Origin of the sequence: Streptomyces kebangsaanensis (genome assembly GCF_001906585.1) — a bacterium.
GTDB lineage: Bacteria > Actinomycetota > Actinomycetes > Streptomycetales > Streptomycetaceae > Streptomyces > Streptomyces kebangsaanensis.
On record NZ_JUJA01000053.1, the window covers coordinates 50110 to 67056 of the forward strand.

14 protein-coding genes are annotated in these 16947 nt (G+C 73.1%); 5 read left to right on the forward strand and 9 right to left on the reverse strand.

Translation table 11 applies throughout. The features are described from left to right. Positions 1-1363, reverse strand: a 1363-nt coding sequence (locus tag RH94_RS40680; RefSeq protein WP_158073038.1) for a diaminobutyrate--2-oxoglutarate transaminase family protein, incomplete at its 3' end; no start/stop codon positions are given. 583 nt (positions 1364-1946) lie between these two features. Between RH94_RS40680 and RH94_RS46300 the strand changes: the two genes are divergently transcribed. Further along, positions 1947-2390: a DUF4232 domain-containing protein gene (locus RH94_RS46300; RefSeq protein WP_324614246.1), complete on the forward strand. Its 444-nt coding sequence runs from the start codon at positions 1947-1949 to the stop codon at positions 2388-2390. A gap of 216 nt (positions 2391-2606) precedes the next feature. Next, a complete protein-coding gene (locus RH94_RS07695) occupies positions 2607-3854 on the forward strand; it encodes a trypsin-like serine peptidase (protein WP_073946881.1) in 1248 nt (415 codons plus the stop codon). 67 nt (positions 3855-3921) lie between these two features. Here RH94_RS07695 and hflX read toward each other — a convergent pair whose 3' ends face one another. The 6 genes from hflX to miaA form a co-directional block, all read right to left on the reverse strand. Next, on the reverse strand, positions 3922-5430 hold the full coding sequence (gene hflX, locus RH94_RS07700) for a GTPase HflX (protein WP_073946882.1): 1509 nt from the start codon (positions 5428-5430) through the stop codon (positions 3922-3924). A gap of 195 nt (positions 5431-5625) precedes the next feature. Next, positions 5626-7104 carry a M1 family metallopeptidase gene (locus tag RH94_RS07705; protein WP_073946883.1) on the reverse strand — a complete coding sequence of 493 codons (1479 nt, stop codon included), beginning with the start codon at positions 7102-7104 and terminating at the stop codon, positions 5626-5628. A gap of 150 nt (positions 7105-7254) precedes the next feature. Next, on the reverse strand, positions 7255-9459 hold the full coding sequence (locus RH94_RS07710; protein ID WP_073946885.1) for a RelA/SpoT family protein: 2205 nt from the start codon (positions 9457-9459) through the stop codon (positions 7255-7257). A gap of 299 nt (positions 9460-9758) precedes the next feature. Next, positions 9759-10628 carry a diaminopimelate epimerase gene (gene dapF / locus RH94_RS07715; protein ID WP_073946886.1) on the reverse strand — a complete coding sequence of 290 codons (870 nt, stop codon included), beginning with the start codon at positions 10626-10628 and terminating at the stop codon, positions 9759-9761. 309 nt (positions 10629-10937) lie between these two features. Further along, on the reverse strand, positions 10938-11435 hold the full coding sequence (locus RH94_RS07720; RefSeq protein ID WP_073946888.1) for a hypothetical protein: 498 nt from the start codon (positions 11433-11435) through the stop codon (positions 10938-10940). Positions 11436-11543: 108 nt separating this feature from the next. Continuing rightward, positions 11544-12482 carry a tRNA (adenosine(37)-N6)-dimethylallyltransferase MiaA gene (gene miaA, locus RH94_RS07725; protein ID WP_073946889.1) on the reverse strand — a complete coding sequence of 313 codons (939 nt, stop codon included), beginning with the start codon at positions 12480-12482 and terminating at the stop codon, positions 11544-11546. A 185-nt stretch (positions 12483-12667) separates the two neighbouring features. On the opposite strand from miaA, the gene RH94_RS07730 reads away from it, so the two are divergent. Next, on the forward strand, positions 12668-12985 hold the full coding sequence (locus RH94_RS07730) for an antitoxin (RefSeq protein WP_073946890.1): 318 nt from the start codon (positions 12668-12670) through the stop codon (positions 12983-12985). 14 nt (positions 12986-12999) lie between these two features. Here RH94_RS07730 and RH94_RS07735 read toward each other — a convergent pair whose 3' ends face one another. Next, the gene (locus RH94_RS07735) at positions 13000-13713 is read right to left on the reverse strand and encodes a class III extradiol dioxygenase subunit B-like domain-containing protein (protein ID WP_073946891.1); all 714 of its coding nucleotides are present in this window, start codon (positions 13711-13713) and stop codon (positions 13000-13002) included. 269 nt (positions 13714-13982) lie between these two features. Beyond that, positions 13983-15512 (reverse strand): tRNA (N6-isopentenyl adenosine(37)-C2)-methylthiotransferase MiaB, encoded by a 1530-nt coding sequence (gene miaB, locus RH94_RS07740; protein ID WP_073946892.1) that lies wholly within the window; start codon positions 15510-15512, stop codon positions 13983-13985. Between the two features lie 177 nt (positions 15513-15689). Between miaB and RH94_RS41220 the strand changes: the two genes are divergently transcribed. Next, a complete protein-coding gene (locus RH94_RS41220) occupies positions 15690-16208 on the forward strand; it encodes a hypothetical protein (RefSeq protein ID WP_199880893.1) in 519 nt (172 codons plus the stop codon). After that, positions 16199-16852: a hypothetical protein gene (locus RH94_RS41225; RefSeq protein WP_199880894.1), complete on the forward strand. Its 654-nt coding sequence runs from the start codon at positions 16199-16201 to the stop codon at positions 16850-16852. Before RH94_RS41220 ends, RH94_RS41225 begins: the two co-directional genes overlap by 10 nt. Positions 16853-16947: the final 95 nt, after the last annotated feature.

Below are 16947 nucleotides of genomic sequence, written 5' to 3' on the forward strand. Positions count from 1 at the left end.
CGGCCAGCCGGCCGAGCACCGCGGCGGCCTGCTCGTCGGTGATCGTCAGCGGGGGAAGGAGCCGTACGACACTGGCGTGACGGCCGCCGAGTTCGACGATCAGGCCACGCCGCAGGCACTCGCGTCGTACGGCGGCGGCGAGTTCGGGAGCGGCGGGGCGAGGCTCGCGGGGGCGGGCCGCCGCCGGGCCGGTGACGCCCCGGTCGGGGGTTCCCGGCTCCCCCTCCGGGTCCACCAGTTCGAGGCCGATCATCAGGCCTCGCCCGCGCACCTCGCCGATGCAGGGGAAGTGACGAGCCAGGTCCTGGAGTTGGGACAGCATGTGGGAGCCGAGGGCCGCCGCGCGTTCGGCGAGGCGGTTCTCGCGGACGTGGGCCAGGGTGGCGGTGCCCGCGGCCATGGCGAGTTGGTTGCCGCGGAAGGTTCCCGCGTGGGCCCCGGGCCCCCAGACGTCCAGGTCGTCGCGGTAGACCACGACGGCCAGCGGCAGACTGCCGCCGATGGCCTTGGACAGCACCATCACATCCGGTGTCACGCCGCTGTGCTCCACCGCCCAGAAGGCACCCGTGCGCCCGACCCCCGTCTGGATCTCGTCGGCGATCAGCGGGACGGACCGTTCCGCGGTGAGCTGCCGCATGCGTCGCATCCAGTGGTCGGGCGCGGGAATCACCCCGCCCTCGCCCTGCACGGGTTCGAGGATCATCCCGGCGGGCAGCGGCACTCCCGACTTGGGGTCGTCCAGCACGGACTCGGTCCAGCGGGCGGCGAGTTCGGCACCTCGGGCACCGCCGACGCCGAAGGGGCAGCGGTAGTCCTGCGGGTAGGGCAGGCGCGCGACCCGTACGTCGGCGGCGTGCCCCGAGGCGTCGAGCGCTCCCGCGGTCATCCCGTGGTAGGCGCCGGCGAAGGCCACGATGGTCCTGCGGCCGGTGGCGGCCCGGACGAGCTTGAAGGCGGCCTCCACCGCGTCCGTACCGGCCGGGCCGCAGAACTGCACGCGCGCGTGGTCGGCGAGCCCGGACGGCAGGGTGCGGAACAGCTCGGTGACGAAGGCGTCCTTGACCGGTGTGGCCAGGTCGAGGGCGTGCAGGGGCGCGCCCGAGTCGAGGACCTTGCGGATGGCCTCCAGGACGACGGGGTGGTTGTGTCCGAGGGCGAGGGTGCCGGCGCCCGAGAGGCAGTCCAGGTAGCGGCGGCCGTCCGCGCCCTCGATGGTGAGCCCGCGGGCCCGCACCGGCACGATCGGCAGGGCGCGCGCATAGGTGCGCGCCGCCGACTCGCGCGCCGACTGACGCCGCAGAATCCCCTCGTGCGCGGTGCGCGCCCCCGCGGACGCGCAGCCTCCAGGCGCAGAATCCGTCACGGTCACGGCTCCTTGTCCTTCCGCTGTCCCAAGGCTCCGGCGGCCCACTGGAACAAGGCGCCGGCCTTCCGCTGTCGGGTCGTGTCGCCGCCCGTGGCACAGGAGCCCCGGACGCAGGCAACAGGACCCCCACCGCTACAACCCCGGACCGGCCGCGCGGTTACGGGCAGACCCAAGATCGTTGCCGTGACGCCGCGCGGTGACCGGGCCCCGGTCCTGTCGCCGTCTCGTCACAGGTGGTCCACAGGGGAACCCCGCCCCCGGCCGGCCCTGTCTCCGTCGGCGAGTGGCGGCGCAGGGCCGGCACTCGCGAAGACCGGTTTCGGGGGGCGTCGTGCAGTACGGGAAAAGCATCCGCATGAGTGTGATGGCAATGGTCGCGGTCTCGGCCGCGTTGTCGGTGACCGCGTGCCGACCCGGTGATGACGGCACGGGGGCGGTCGGGGTGCCGTCCGGGGCGCCGAGCAGCGCGACCCCCTCTCCCGAGGGGCCGGGCTCCGGTGCCTCGCAGGCCCCCGGAGCGGGTGCGTCGGCGGCGCCGGGAGCGAGCGTTTCCCCCGGTTCCGGATCCTCGGGAGCCGCGGTGAGGACGTGTCCGGAGACCAGCCTGAGGGTGGCCGCGTACGCGGCCGCGGATCGTCCACCGGGTACCGGACTCGGAGCAGCGGTCGTCGAGTTCACCAACGTCTCCGGACAGCCGTGCGTCCTGCGGGGCCACCCGTCGGTGGCCGGAGCGGGCAACGGTTCGCCGCAGAAGAACGTTCCGCTGTCGGTGACGCGCACGGGGACCGCGTCACCGGTGCGGGTGGCGCCCGGCGGCAAGGCGTGGGTGAAACTGACCTTCGTCCAGGTCCAGGGCGAGGGCGACGGTTACTGCGAGTCCGGCGCGGAGTCCGTCGCCTATCCCTCTCTGGTGGTCGGGCTGCCGGGGTCGGGAGCGCACCAAGTCGCTCTGGACGAAGGACTCTTCGCCGAGTGCGACGACAAGGTGACGGCCACCCCGGTGTCGGCGACGAAGCCGAACTGACCGCCCTGGTCGTCAATTCGGCAGCTCTCCGGACGACCGGCCAGGTCAGACGGCTTGTGGCCGAACCGTTGCCGTTCCGGCGACGGCCTCGGACCGGGACGGCATAGTGTGTGATGCCGTCCCGGCCCGCCGTGAGGACGCTTGGTCTCAGCCCGCGATCAACGCGAGAGCACGGCGGGAAGCGTCAAGTCCGTTCATTTCAGGGGGAGTCACAGCATGCGATCCATACGCCCGTCCCGCACCGCCCGCCGAGGGGCAGGCGCCCGCCGCACCACCTCCCCCGTGCTGACCGCGGTCGCGCTGGCCTCGGTGCTGGCACTCACCGCCACCGGCTGCGACTCGGGCGACGCCGAGGCGGACGCCCGGCCCCCCGCCTCCGTGTCCCCCGGCGACAGCGACGGAACCGGTGGAACCGGAGACGGCAGGATCAGGATCCCGGACGACATCAGGCGGAAGCTCGAGGAGCACGGGGTCGACATCGACAAGTGGAGGAACGGCGCCTGGAAGGACTGGAACAAGGACGACTGGCTGCGCGAGGCGGGCGACTACATCAACCCGATCATCAAGGGCCTGTGGGACCCGGAGCGCATGCGCCGGGCCGAGGACCCGGACCGGGGCGTCGACGACAACGACCTCTCCGGCGACCAGGGCGTCACCGACCCGGCACCGGCACCGGTGAAGGCGCGGGCGGTCCCGCCGGCGTACCGGGCGAACGCGGCGACGGCGGGCAAGGTCTTCTTCGACTCCCCCGAGGGCAGCATGGTCTGCTCGGCGACGGTCGTCCAGGACCCGGCCCGCCCGGGCAGGTCCAACCTCGTGTGGACGGCCGGCCACTGCGTGCACGCCGGCAAGAAGGGCGGCTGGTACCGCAACATCGCCTTCGTGCCGTCGTACAACGACGCGGGCAGAAGCGCCGCCCGGCTGCGGGACGCCCCCAAGGACGAGGTCATCCCGCACGGCGTGTGGTGGGGCGACTGGGTGCAGACCTCCCAGCAGTGGATCGAGCAGGGCGGCCCGACCGGCGGTCAGGGTGCCCCGTACGACTTCGCCGTCATCCACGTCACGCCCGAGAAGGGCGGCAGCGGCAAGTCGCTGGAGGAGACCGTCGGCGCGGCGCTGCCCGTCGACTTCGACGCCCCGCCCGTGCCGGAGGTGGGCAGCATCACCGCGACCGGCTACCCGGCGGCGCCGCCGTACGACGGCCAGCTGCTGTACCAGTGCCAGGACAAGCCGGGCCGGCTGTCGCTGAGCGCCTCGGACCCGACGATGTACCGCATCGGGTGCACCATGACCGGCGGCTCCTCCGGCGGCGGCTGGGTCCGGACGGACTCGGACGGCGAGCTCGTCCTGGTCTCCAACACCTCGATCGGCCCGGTGACGGCGGGCTGGCTGGCGGGTCCGCGGCTGGGCCGGGACGCCGAGGCGCTGTACCGGAACATGAGCAGGAAGTACGGCGGCCGGTGACGCCGTGAACGCCGAGGGCCCGCCCCCTGTCGACAGGGGGCGGGCCCTCGGCTCGTGGAGCTGTGGATCAGAGCGCGGGAGCCGGCGCGTACGGTGCCAGTTCCGCCGCGAGCTCCTCGTTCACCCGGGCCTTGAGCAGGGTGCCCTCCGCGGTGTGCTCCTCGGAGATCACCTCGCCCTCGGTGTGGGCGCGGGCGACCAGTTTGCCGTGGGTGTACGGCACCAGTGCCTCGATCTCGACGGCCGGCCGGGGCAGCTCGCTGTCGATCAGGGCCAGCAGCTCGGGGATGCCCTGTCCGGTGCGGGCCGAGACCGCGATCGAGTGCTTCTCGATCCGCAGCAGCCGCTGGAGCACCAACGGATCCGCCGCGTCCGCCTTGTTGACCACGACGATCTCGGGTACGTCGGTGGCGCCGACGTCCTTGATCACCTCGCGCACGGCGGCCAGCTGCTCCTCCGGGGCGGGGTGGGAGCCGTCGACCACGTGCAGGATCAGGTCGGAGTCGCCGACCTCCTCCATGGTGGAGCGGAACGCCTCGACCAGGTGGTGCGGCAGGTGCCGGACGAAACCGACGGTGTCGGCCAGCGTGTAGGTCCGGCCGCTCGGGGTCTCGGCCCGGCGCACGGTCGGGTCCAGGGTCGCGAACAGCGCGTTCTCGACCAGGACGCCCGCGCCGGTGAGGCGGTTGAGCAGGGAGGACTTGCCGGCGTTGGTGTAACCGGCGATGGCGACGGAGGGCACCTGGTTGCGGCGGCGCTCCCGGCGCTTGATCTCGCGGCCGGTCTTCATGTGCGCGATCTCGCGGCGCATCTTCGCCATCTTCTCGCGGATCCGCCGCCGGTCCGTCTCGATCTTGGTCTCACCGGGACCACGCGTGGCGATGCCACCACTGCCGCCGCCCATCTGCCGGGACAGCGACTGACCCCAGCCGCGCAGCCTCGGCAGCATGTACTGCATCTGCGCGAGCGCGACCTGTGCCTTGCCCTCCCGGGACTTGGCGTGCTGGGCGAAGATGTCGAGGATCAGGGCCGTACGGTCGATGACCTTGACCTTGACGACGTCCTCGAGCTGGATCAGCTGGCCCGGGCTGAGCTCACCGTCGCAGATGACGGTGTCCGCGGCCGTCTCCAGGACGAGGTCGCGCAGCTCGTCGGCCTTGCCGGAGCCGATGTAGGTGGCCGCGTCGGGCTTGTCGCGGCGCTGGATCACGCCGTCGAGCACGACCGCGCCCGCGGTCTCCGCGAGGGCGGCGAGCTCGGCGAGCGAGTTCTCGGCGTCCTGTGCGGTTCCCGAGGTCCAGACGCCGACGAGCACGACCCGCTCCAGACGGAGCTGCCGGTACTCGACCTCGGTGACGTCCTCGAGCTCGGTGGACAGGCCCGCGACCCGGCGCAGGGCCGCGCGGTCGGAGCGGTCGAGCTGATCGCCGTCCCGCCCTCCGTCGAACTCGTGGCTCCAGGCGACGTCCTCTTCCATCAGGGCATCGGCCCGGAGGCCCTCGGGGTAGGTGCGCGCCAGGCGCTTGCCGGCCTGGGACGCCTGAAACGTCTGGGAAGAGGAAGAAGAGGAGGTCATTGGGTCCTTACGTCGTGGGAGATTCCGTCACCGGTCACAACGCGCGAGTACCCGGGAAGATTCCCCCGTCCCGTGCCGTGCCGGCCTGAAGATGGTCGCACGGCACGGGCCACCCCGTCACGGCGTTATTTCCCCGCGCATCCCCCCGCGTATTTCCCGGTCGCTCCTCCTGTCTCTCCTGTCACTCCCTCCCTGTCACTTCTTCGCCGTCTTCGACGGCGGCGCGGCCTTCCAGTCGGGGCGGCCGGGCATCGGCGGGGTCTTCTCGCCGTACAGCCAGGCCCGGAAGAAGCCGCTCAGATCGCGTCCGGAGATGTCCGAGGCCAGGCGCTGGAAGTCGGCCGTGGTCGCGTCGGTGTCCCGGTGGGCGCGCACCCAGTCACGCTCCAGGCGCTCGAAGGCCGGCTTGCCGATCTCCTGACGCAGCGCGTACAGGACGAGCGCGGCGCCGTCGTAGACGTTCGCGCGGAAGATGCCGATCTTCTGGCCGGGCTTCGGCGGCTTGGGCATCGCGGGCGGCCCGCCGGCCTCACGCCAGCGGTCGGAGGCGCTGTAGGCGGCCTTCATCCGGGCCTCCAACGACCGGTTCGCCTTCTCCTCGGCGTACAGGGCCTCGTACCAGGTGGCGTGCCCCTCGTTGAGCCACAGGTCGGACCAGACGCGCGGGCTCACGCTGTCGCCGAACCACTGGTGGGACAGCTCGTGCACCATGACCGACTCGACGTACCACTTGGGGTAGGCGGTGTCGGTGAGCAACTTCTTCTCGAACAGGGACAGGGTCTGCGTCTCGAGTTCGAAGCCGGTGGTGGCGGAGGCCACGAGCACCCCGTACGTCTCGAAGGGGTAAGGGCCGACCTTGCTCTCCATCCAGGCGATCTGGTCGGGGGTCCTGGCCAGCCACGGCTCGAGCGCCTTGCGGTCCTCGGTAGGGACGACGTCGCGTACGGGCAGGCCGTGCGGGCCGGTGCGGTGCAGCACGGTGGAGCGGCCGATGGAGACCTGTGTCAGCTCGGTGGCCATGGGGTGCTGGGTGCGGTACGTCCACGTGGTCGCCCCGCCGCTCCGGGCGACGCCGGCCGGCAGGCCGTTGGCGACGGCCGTGTATCCCTCGGGCGCGGTGACGTGGATGGTGAACATCGCCTTGTCGGACGGGTGGTCGTTGCACGGGAACACCAGGTGCGCGGCGTCGGCCTGGTTGGCCATGGCAAGGCCGTCCGCGGTGCGCACCCAGCCTCCGTCGCGGCCCTTCGGGGACACGGGGTCACTGGTGTGGCGCACGGCGATCCGCGTCCGACTGCTGCGCGGCAGCGGGTTCTCCGGGGTGATCACGAGATCCTCGCCGGCGGTGGTGAACGCGGCCGGCCGGCCGTCGACCTCCACGGAGTCGACCCGGCCGTGCGCGAAGTCGAGGTTCACACGGTCCAGCCTCCTGGTCGTCCGCGCGTCGATCGTGGTGACGGCCCGCAGCGGCTTGCTGTTGTCACCGGGGTAGGTGAAGGACAGGTCGTACGACGACACGTCGTACCCCGGGTTGCCCAGGTACGGGAAGAGCCGGTCGCCGACGCCCAGCGGCGCGGGCGGGGCGCTCGCGGCGACGAGGCAGACGGAGGCGGCGGTTGCGAGGAGGGTCGCCTTCAGGCGACGCGGGACACGTGGTCCAAGGCTGAGCGGCATGCATCACCGCTACCAGCGCCCGTGCGCGGCACGGCGCAGACTCGCGCCCGACCCACCCGAAAGGGTCCACAGGGCCCATCAGGACCACACCGAGGGCCGTGGGAAGAGGTGTTGGGGGCGTGCGGGCAGGTGGAGACGGGCGGGTGCGGTTCAGCTTTCCGGCGGCTGGGGCTGGGTGCGGCTCACGTCGTAGACGCCCGGGACGTTGCGCATGGCGCGCATCAGGGCCGGGAGACCGGCGGCGTCGGGGAGTTGGAGGGTGTACGCGTGGCGGACGCGCTGCTGGGCCGACGGGGACACCGTCGCCGAGATGATCTCGACGCCCTCGAGTGCGATGGCCTCGGTGAGGTCGGCCAGCAGACGGGGGCGGCCGAACGATTCGGCGAGCAGCGTGACCCGGCACGCGGTGGTGTCCCCCCAGCGCACTCCGACCTCCGCGCGCCCCGCGCTCTTCATTCGCGCGACCGCCGCGCACTCCACGCGGTGCACGGTCACCGCTCCCCCGCGGATGGTGAATCCGGTGACCTCGTCGGGCGGCACGGGTGTGCAGCAGCCCGCGAGCCGTGCGTTCGCGCGGGGCCGGCCGACGACCAGGACGCTCGCCTCGCGGGGTTCGGAGCCGGCGGACGCGCCGGGGCCCCGGACCGGGGCCGGAGCGGGGTCCGCCGCGGTGCCCGGAGCCGGGGCCGCGGGGGCGGGCGCGGTGGTTCCGTCCTCCTCCTCGGTGGGGGACGGCCGCGTGGCCAGCCGGCGTTGGATGGCGATGCGGGCGGCCGGGGTGTGGGCGTGGTCCAGCCATTCCCGGGAGGGTTCGGAGGCCGGGTCCTGGCCCATGAGCAGCTGGACGGTGTCGCCGTCGTTCAGGACGGTGCTCAGCGTCGCCAGGCGGCCGTTGACGCGGGCGCCCATGCACGCGTGTGCGTCCTCGCCGTACTGGGCGTACGCGGCGTCCACGCACGTGGCGCCCTCGGGCAGGCCCAGTGTGCCTCCGTCCGGCCGGAAGACGGTGATCTCACGGTCCTGGGCGAGGTCCTCGCGCAGCGTGGACCAGAAGGTGTCGGAGTCGGGTGCCGCCCGCTGCCACTCCAGGAGGCGGGAGAGCCAGCCCGGCCGGGTGGGGTCGGCGCGCTCGCCGTCACTCGTGGACTGCTCCTCCGCAGGAGGGGCGTAGGGGTTGCCGAGCGCGACGACACCGGCCTCGGCGACCTTGTGCATCTGGTGGGTGCGGATGAGGACTTCCACGATCTGGCCGCCCATGGGGGTCCCCCCGGGCGAGTCCGTCCGGGTCCGGGGGAGGGCGACGGCCGTGTGCAGCGACTGGTACAGGTTGAACTTGGGTACGGCGATGAAGTCCTTGAACTCCGAGACGACCGGCGTCATGCACGTGTGCAGCTCGCCGAGGACGGCGTAGCAGTCGGCGTCCTCGTTCACCAGCACCAGCAGCCGCCCGAAGTCGCAGCCGCGCAGTCGGCCGCGCTTGCGGGCGACGCGGTGCACGGAGACGAAGTGCCGGGGTCTGATGAGGACCTCGGCGTTGAGGTCGGCCTCGCGCAGCACCCCGCGGACCTGCTCGGCGACCTCGGCGAGCGGGTCGTCCGGGCGTGCCGCGTTCTCGGCGATCAGCACGCGTGTGTGTGCGTACTCCTCGGGGTGCAGGACGGCGAAGACGAGGTCCTCCAGCTCGGTCTTCAGGGCCTGCACGCCGAGTCGTTCGGCGAGCGGGATGAGCACGTCCCGGGTGACCTTGGCGATGCGTGCCTGTTTCTCCGGGCGCATGACGCCGAGGGTGCGCATGTTGTGCAGCCGGTCGGCGAGTTTGATCGACATCACGCGGACGTCGTTGCCCGTGGCGACGAGCATCTTGCGGAAGGTCTCGGGCTCGGCGGCGGCGCCGTAGTCGACCTTCTCCAGCTTCGTGACGCCGTCGACGAGGTAGCGCACCTCCGCGCCGAACTGCTCGCCGACCTGGTCCAGTGTCACGTCGGTGTCCTCGACGGTGTCGTGCAGCAGGGACGCCGTCAGCGTGGTGGTCTCGGCGCCGAGTTCGGCGAGGATGAGGGTCACCGCGAGGGGGTGCGTGATGTACGGCTCGCCGCTCTTGCGCATCTGGCCCCGGTGGGAGGACTCGGCCAGGAGGTAGGCGCGGCGCAGCGGTTCGAGGTCGGCGTCGGGGAAGTGCGCGCGGTGGGCCTCGGCCACGTGGCCGATGGCGTCGGGCATCCGGTCGCGGGCGGCCGGGCCGAGCAGGGCGGCGCGGCCGAGCCGGCGCAGGTCGATCCGCGGGCGGGCCCTGCGGCGGGGCCCTGCGGGAGCCATCGGGCCCGGGGCCGCAGGGTTCGTGGCATCCGCGCTCATGGGCACCTCCGGCTGTGTGGACCGGTGGACGGGGCGCCCCAGGGCGTACACGGCTCAGGGGTTGGCGACGGATCCCCCGTCCGGGCCGGTGCTTGATGCTATCGAGCCCGGCGGGCCCGACCGGTCCTCTCCCGGCGAGCGTGAAACGGATCACCCATTCGAGCGATGGCTGGAAGGTTTACGACTTTCGGTCACCTGACAGGTGGTCAGCCGTGGTTCTCCCGCCTGTCACCACCTCCGGGCATACGTATGACCGGAGACATGGACCGTGGGAGCTGCGATACGCAGTCGGCCCACCGTCAGCCGACGACGGTTTCCAGCCACTCGCTGTCGATCTCGCCCTCGGCGACGATCACCGCGGGACCGGTCATCTCGATCTCGCCGTCCGGCCGTTCGGTGATCACCAGCGTTCCGCCGGGCACGTCCACCGTGTACGTCGCCGGAGCCCCGGTGACCGTGGGGTCGGCGCCGTCGCGCCGGGCGGCCGCCACGGCGACGGCACACGCACCCGTGCCGCACGAGCGGGTCTCGCCGGAGCCGCGCTCGTGCACGCGCATGGCGACGTGGCGGGGGCCGCGGTCGACCACGAACTCGACGTTCACCCCGTCCGGATAGGCGGAGGCCGGGCTGAAGGACGGCGGGGAGAGCAGGTCGCCGGCGTCGGCGAGGTCGTCGACGAAGGCGACCGCGTGCGGGTTGCCCATGTTCACGTTGCGCGCGGGCCATCTGTGCCCGCCGACGCTCACCGTGACGTCCCCTTCGGGGAGCCGCGCCCTGCCCATGCCGACGGTGATGTCGCCGTCCTTGGCGATGTGCACGGTCTTCACGCCCCCGCGCGTGGCGATCGCGAGGTCGCCCTCGGCCGCGTGTCCGGCGTACTGGAGGTAGCGCGCGAAGACCCGCACGCCGTTGCCGCACATCTCCGCGATCGAGCCGTCGCCGTTGCGGTAGTCCATGAACCACTCCGCCTCGGCCGCCATCCCCCGGGCCTCCGGGTGCGCGGCCGACCGCACGACGTGCAGCACGCCGTCCCCGCCGATGCCCGCACGGCGGTCGCACAGGGCGGCGACGGCGGCCGGCGACAGGTCGACGGCGTTCTCCGGGTCCGGAACGATCACGAAGTCGTTCTCCGTGCCGTGCCCCTTGAGGAAGGCGATGCGCGTGCTCATGCCTCGATCGTACGGGGTGCCCACGACAACCCGGCGCTCACGCCCACCGGCCACCGGCCAACGGCCGGGCGAGTGGTCACAGCACTGGTGCTGTGACCGGAAAGGTTTGCCGGAAAGCTCGCGGCGTCCGGTGCTGGGGGCACCTCCCACGCCCTTCGGGCAGTGGGGGAGCATCGCAAGGCGGAGCATCACTCGTGTACTGGATGTACTCGGGTGATGCGACAACGCGGCGTGGGGGTACCCCCGGCCGGAGGCTGGGGGAGTACCGTGCCGGGCGTCGCGAGCCGGTGAACCTTTCCGGTCACAGCCCTAGCGGAGCCGGGCGACGCGCCAGACGGCGAGGACGACGACCACGGCGACGAGGAGGGCGTACGCGCCGATCACCCGCCAGTCGGGGCGGCGGCCCGAGTCCCGCGGCGGCAGGCCCGGCCAGGTGTAGCCGACGCGGCGGGCGGCCATCATGCCCCAGCCGGCCGAGCAGGAGCAGATCAGCAGCCCCAGCATGGCGATCACGGCGCCGTTGTCGCCGTCGAAGGCCAGCGGGAAGGCGAACATGAGGGAGCCGACGGCGGCCAGGCCCACGATGGGGGCCAGCTGCCAGATGCGCAGCCGCCGCTGCGGGCGCAGCTCGACCTCCACCTCGGGCCCGGCGAACATCTCCTCGGGCCCCGGGCCGTCCGCGGTCACTCCGCCCTGCGTCTCGTCGGGCCCGTCGGGGCTCAGGGAGCCCTCGTCCGGTTCCGTGCCGCCGTGGTCCACGGTGATGCGGTCCGTGCCTTGTGCGGTGTCGCGAGGGCCGGCCTCCATCGCCACGCGCCCTCCCAACTAGGACTCCATTTGGTCGATCGGAGCTTGATGATGGCACGGCGCGGGAGGCCCGGATGACGGCCGGGGCGTCCCGATGCCATGACGTGATCAGGCTGTAACCGGTCGTTCGACCAACGTCAGCGCCAGGTGCGGAAGTTCCCCGAGGTCCGCCGCGGCCCCGCTCAGCCAGTGCACGCGCGGGTCGCGCCGGAACCAGGAGTCCTGGCGGCGCGCGAAGCGTTTCGTGGCGCGTACGGTCTCCGCGCGCGCCTCTTCCAGTGTGCACTCCCCCGCGAGCGCCGCGAGCACCTGCTGGTAACCGAGCGCACGCGATGCCGTACGCCCCTCCCGCAGACCCTGCGCCTCCAGCGCGCGCACCTCGTCCACGAGCCCTGCCTCCCACATCCGGTCGACCCGGCGCGCGATGCGCTCGTCGAGCTCGGGGCGGGCCACGTCGACGCCGATCTGGACGGTGTCGTAGACGGCGTCGTGACCGGGGAGGGTGGCCGTGAAGGGCCGGCCGGTGATCTCGATCACCTCCAGGGCCCGGACGACACGGCGGCCGTTGCTGGGCAGGATGGCCCGCGCGGCCTCGGGGTCGGCGGCGGCCAGGCGGGCGTGCAGCGCGCCGGAGCCGCGCAGCGTGAGCTCGTCCTCCAGCCGGGCCCGCACCTCGGGGTCGGTGCCGGGGAACTCCAGGTTGTCCACGGCCCCCCGGACGTACAGGCCGGAGCCGCCGACCAGGACCGGCCAGCGTCCCTCGGCGAGCAGCGCGTCGATCCGCTCCCGGGCGAGCCGCTGGTACTCGGCGACGGAGGCCGTGACCGTCACGTCCCAGATGTCCAGGAGGTGGTGCGGTACGCCGCCGCGCTCCTCGGGCGTCAGCTTCGCGGTGCCGATGTCCATGCCTCGGTAGAGCTGCATGGAGTCGGCGTTGATGACCTCGCCGCCGAGCCGCTGGGCCAGGAAGACGCCCAGATCGGACTTTCCGGCCGCGGTGGGGCCGACGACGGCGATGACGCGGGGGGTGGGGAGTGCGCTGCTCACCGCAACAGTCTCGCAAACCCCACGCGGGGGTCTCGAACGAGTTGTGTGACGGCCCACGGGCGGGCTTGTCACCCATTGACAACGCATGGAGTGGGTATGGACGTTTTTGCGTGCCTCCTTCGCGGGTAGATGGCGACGGAGGAGTCTTCGGCCGCCGGGGAGAAGACCGTCAGGGAAGGTGAACCATGGGTCTGCTGGACAACATGAAGGCCCGGATCGGCCCCGCCAAGGAGAGGGTGTCGAACCTCGCCCAGCGCCACGGGGGCACGGTCGGGCAGGGCCTGGACAGGGCCGCGAAGCTGGTCGACGAGAAGACCAAGGGCAAGTACAGCGAGAGGATCCAGGCGGGCACGGGCAAGGCCAAGGACGCCGTGGACCGGCTCGCGCACAAGGGCGGCGAGGACGGGAGGAGCCCGGAGAAGGGTACGGCCCCGGAGAGCGGCGGGACGCCGGGCGGCGCTTCCACGCCGGCGCCGCCGGAGGGTCCGCCGCCCGTGTCCTGAGGCTCACGCCCGCCTCACGACCAGGTCGCGACCAGGTATCCCACGCCGTACGGCGCATCGTCATGGAGCAGTTCGCCGGAGAGGCCGGCCCCCTCGGCGGCGCCCGCGAGCACCTGCCAGGGGGCCCGGCCCGACGCCTTCAGCTCATGCGCCCGTTCCGTGTCGAGCGCCAGGAGAGCCGCCGTGTCCGCCTGCCCCAGCGCACGGGCGGCCTCCGCGTCGAAGGGCTCGGCGCGTTCGTCGAGGTACCCCGGTGCCTTGAGCGACCGGCAGGCGCTGGCGTCGCCCATCACCAGCAGGGCCACCCGGCCGGACCGCGCGGCGATCTCCCGGCCGGCCGCCGCGCACCGCTCGGGCGTCAGCGACTCCTCCACGCCGACCCCCTCGACCGGGGCGGCGGACCAGTCGGCCCGCTCCAGCAGCCAGGCGGCCACGGCGAGCGAGGGCGGCAGTTCACGCCGGGACGCGGTGCCCGTGTCCCGGCCGAGCCGTACGTCCACGTCCACGCCGAAGCCCCGGAACGACCCCCGGGTGCCCTCGGGGTACGGACCGCACCCGGGCCGTTCGGCGGGCCCGACGACCACGAGCAGGTCGGGCCGGGCGGCGGCGAGCACGCCCAGCCCGTCCGAGCACGCGGCCCGCGCGGCGTCCATCTCGGATGCGGCACCCGCGGCGACCTCGGGCACGAGGAGGGGCGGGCAGGGGCAGACAGCAGCGGCGACAAGCATGATCGGCAGGGTAGCTCCGTACGACGCCCGAACGTCACTCCACCGCCCCATCGCGCACGGTACGACGGACGGGCGGGCGGGCGGGCCGGCAGGCCGTTCACCGGCGTCCGCCGGGACCACGCCGCGGCGGGGTGACCGGAACCCCAGCCACTGCTCGCCGCGACCGGCAGCGGGGCGGCGCACACCCTCGCAGGCCCAGCCGTCGGGCAGGCCGGCGAACGGCCGGCAGGGCGTTGCCCGGCACCCGCCGCACCGGCCGCCCGGCCGGGTCAGTCGCAGCCGCAGCCGCTGCTCGCCGCGGCCGGCAGCGGGGCGGGGACGCCCACCTTCGGCAGGCCGAGCATGACACCCGCGGGCTTGGCCGACTCGGCGGTGCTGCGCTTCTCCCAGGCGTCACCCGCGCGCGTGCGGCGCACGTCGAGCACCGGGCCCTCGGCCAGGAGGTGGTGCGGGGCGGCGTAGGTGACCTCGACCGTGACCACGTCGCCGGGCCGGACGTCCTGCTCCGGCTTGGTGAAGTGGACCAGGCGGTTGTCGGGGGCACGGCCGGACAGACGGTGGGTGGTGCCGTCCTTGCGGCCCTCGCCCTCGGCGACCATGAGCTCGAACGTGCGGCCGAGCTGCTTCTTGTTCTCCTCCCAGGAGATCTCCCCCTGCAGGGCGACCAGCCGCTCGTAGCGCGCCTGGACGACCTCCTTGGGGATCTGGCCGTCCATCTCGGCGGCCGGGGTGCCCGGACGCTTGGAGTACTGGAAGGTGAACGCCTGCGCGAAGCGTGCCTCGCGCACCACGTGCAGCGTCTGCTCGAAGTCCTCCTCGGTCTCGCCGGGGAAGCCCACGATGATGTCGGTGGTGATCGCCGCGTGCGGGATGGCCGCGCGGACCTTCTCGATGATCCCCAGGTAGCGCTCCTGCCGGTAGGAGCGGCGCATCGCCTTCAGGACCGCGTCGGAGCCGGACTGCAGCGGCATGTGCAGCTGCGGCATGACGTTCGGGGTCTCGGCCATCGCGGCGATCACGTCGTCGGTGAAGTCGCGCGGGTGCGGCGAGGTGAAGCGGACGCGCTCCAGGCCGTCGACGGTGCCGCAGGCCCGCAGCAGCTTGCTGAACGCCTCGCGGTCGCCGATGTCGGAGCCGTAGGCGTTGACGTTCTGCCCGAGCAGCGTGATCTCCGAGACCCCCTCGGCGACCAGGGCCTCCACCTCGGCGAGGATGTCGCCGGGGCGGCGGTCCTTCTCCTTGCCGCGCAGCGCAGGGACGATGCAGAAGGTGCAGGTGTTGTTGCAGCCGACGGAGATCGAGACCCAGGCCGCGTACGCGCTCTCGCGCCGCGTCGGCAGCGTGGAGGGGAACGCCTCCAGGGACTCGGCGATCTCGACCTGCGCCTCCCGCTGCACGCGGGCGCGCTCCAGCAGCACGGGCAGCTTGCCGATGTTGTGCGTGCCGAAGACGACGTCCACCCAGGGCGCCCTCTTCACGATGGTGTCCCGGTCCTTCTGCGCCAGGCAGCCGCCGACCGCGATCTGCATCCCGGGCCGCGCGGCCTTCTTCGGCGCGAGGTGCCCGAGGTTGCCGTAGAGCCGGTTGTCGGCGTTCTCCCGGACGGCGCAGGTGTTGAAGACGACGACGTCCGCGTCGCCGTCCGCCCCCTCCGGCGCCCGCACGTAGCCCGCCTCCTCCAGCAGCCCGGCCAGCCGCTCGGAGTCGTGGACGTTCATCTGGCACCCGTAGGTGCGGATTTCGTAACTCTTGGGTCCCTGAACGTCCACTGCGAGGCTCCGGTCGCTGCTGCTGGTCATGCGTCAAGGGTAGGCGGTCGCGGCAGGCCCCCGTGCCGTCGAGAGCGGCGCCCCGGGGAAGGCCCTGCGCCTGCCGGAGGGCGACACGACCCGGCGCTGACCATCCGTTCAGGGAGAATCGGCCCACCATCACGGGGTGACGCAGCTTCGTGACGCCGTCCGGCCCCTGCGCCGGAAGTGCCCCCGACCGCGGCGCCGCGCGCCTGGCTGCTGCGTCCGGCCGGTCCGGTCACGGTCGCCTTCCTCGTCGCCGTCCTGCCGGCCCGTGCCGCGCGCGTGGCCGTCGCCTCCGCCCGGGGCGGCATGGACAACGCGTTCGTCGTGCACGCCGGGCAGGTCTGGCTGGACGGCGGCGCGCCGTATGCCGACCGGCGCTTTCCGTACCTGCCGAGTGCCGTGCTGTTCGCCGCCGGGCAGGCGATGCTGCCGGCGCCCGTGCTGCGCGTCGCCGCGCCACTCGTGTGCGTGGCGCTGATCGTGGGCGGCTGGTGGTGTGCGGTGCGCCTGTTCCGGGTGCCGGCGCGCAGCCGGTTCGCGGTGGTGGGGCTGCTGGGGCTGCTGCTGTTCTGGGCGCCGGCCGGTCGCCTGGTGAACCTCGGGAACCGGACGGCGGTCGGGGCCCTCGCGCTGCCGCTGGCCGACCGGGGCCGATGGGACCTGGCCGGGGTGGTGTGCTGGACCTGTCCGTGGCGGTGAAGCCCCTGCTGCTGCCGGTGCTCCTCCTGCTGGTACCGGCCCGGCGGTGGCGGGCGCCGGCGTGGAGGGTGGCGGTGCCCCTGGTCCTGTCGCCGGGCACCGCCCTGGTCGTGCCGGACCCGGGCGGGTTCCTCACCCGCACGCTGCCCTTCCTGCTCAGGGGCGGGGACTCGCTCATGCGGCCGTACGACAGCTCCCTGCCGGCGGTGCTGCCGCGGCTCGGGGTGCCGCCCGCCCTGGCCGTGCCGGTGGCACGGGCCGCGGGAGCGGCCGGGGTGGCCTGCGCCTGGCTGCGCCGGCGGCGCGCCGACCCCGGTCCGGCACGGCTCGCGGACACGGCCGCGATGCTGATGCCGGCCTCCTACCCGGTGTCCCGGCCGTCCTACGAGCACTACCTGGTCGTCGTGCCCCTGCTGGTCGCCGGCGCGCTGGAGTCCGACTCGGTGACGCGCTCGCCGTGGTTCTGGGGCGCGCTCATTCCGCCGGTGCCGCAGTTCGCCTTCCCGCACCTGGACGCCTCGGCCCGCAGGGCGTTCAAGGACGCGGCCACGCTGTCCGCGCTCGCCCTGGTGCCGGGCGTGTGGTGCGCACGGTCGTCGAGGCGGCGGCCCGCCGGTCCGCCCGCCGGCTCCGCGCTGCCGTAGGAGTGCGGCGTCCGCGGTGACCGGCACCCTCCCCTGGTCAGCACCGTGCCCCGACTGGCAGGATCGCGCGCATGTCCAAGGTGTTCCCCCGTACC

Excerpts from the sequence above, each read along its gene's own strand:
- RH94_RS07720 (WP_073946888.1), bottom strand. The coding sequence starts at position 11,435 with ATGGAGGCCGGCCCTCGCGACACCGCACAAGGCACGGACCGCATCACC.
- RH94_RS07730 (WP_073946890.1), top strand. The coding sequence starts at position 12,668 with ATGGGTCTGCTGGACAACATGAAGGCCCGGATCGGCCCCGCCAAGGAG.
- RH94_RS07710 (WP_073946885.1), bottom strand. The coding sequence starts at position 9,459 with ATGAGCGCGGATGCCACGAACCCTGCGGCCCCGGGCCCGATGGCTCCC.
- miaB (WP_073946892.1), bottom strand. The coding sequence starts at position 15,512 with ATGACCAGCAGCAGCGACCGGAGCCTCGCAGTGGACGTTCAGGGACCC.
- RH94_RS07705 (WP_073946883.1), bottom strand. The coding sequence starts at position 7,104 with ATGCCGCTCAGCCTTGGACCACGTGTCCCGCGTCGCCTGAAGGCGACC.
- RH94_RS07735 (WP_073946891.1), bottom strand. The coding sequence starts at position 13,713 with ATGCTTGTCGCCGCTGCTGTCTGCCCCTGCCCGCCCCTCCTCGTGCCC.
- RH94_RS07695 (WP_073946881.1), top strand. The coding sequence starts at position 2,607 with ATGCGATCCATACGCCCGTCCCGCACCGCCCGCCGAGGGGCAGGCGCC.
- dapF (WP_073946886.1), bottom strand. The coding sequence starts at position 10,628 with ATGAGCACGCGCATCGCCTTCCTCAAGGGGCACGGCACGGAGAACGAC.
- hflX (WP_073946882.1), bottom strand. The coding sequence starts at position 5,430 with ATGACCTCCTCTTCTTCCTCTTCCCAGACGTTTCAGGCGTCCCAGGCC.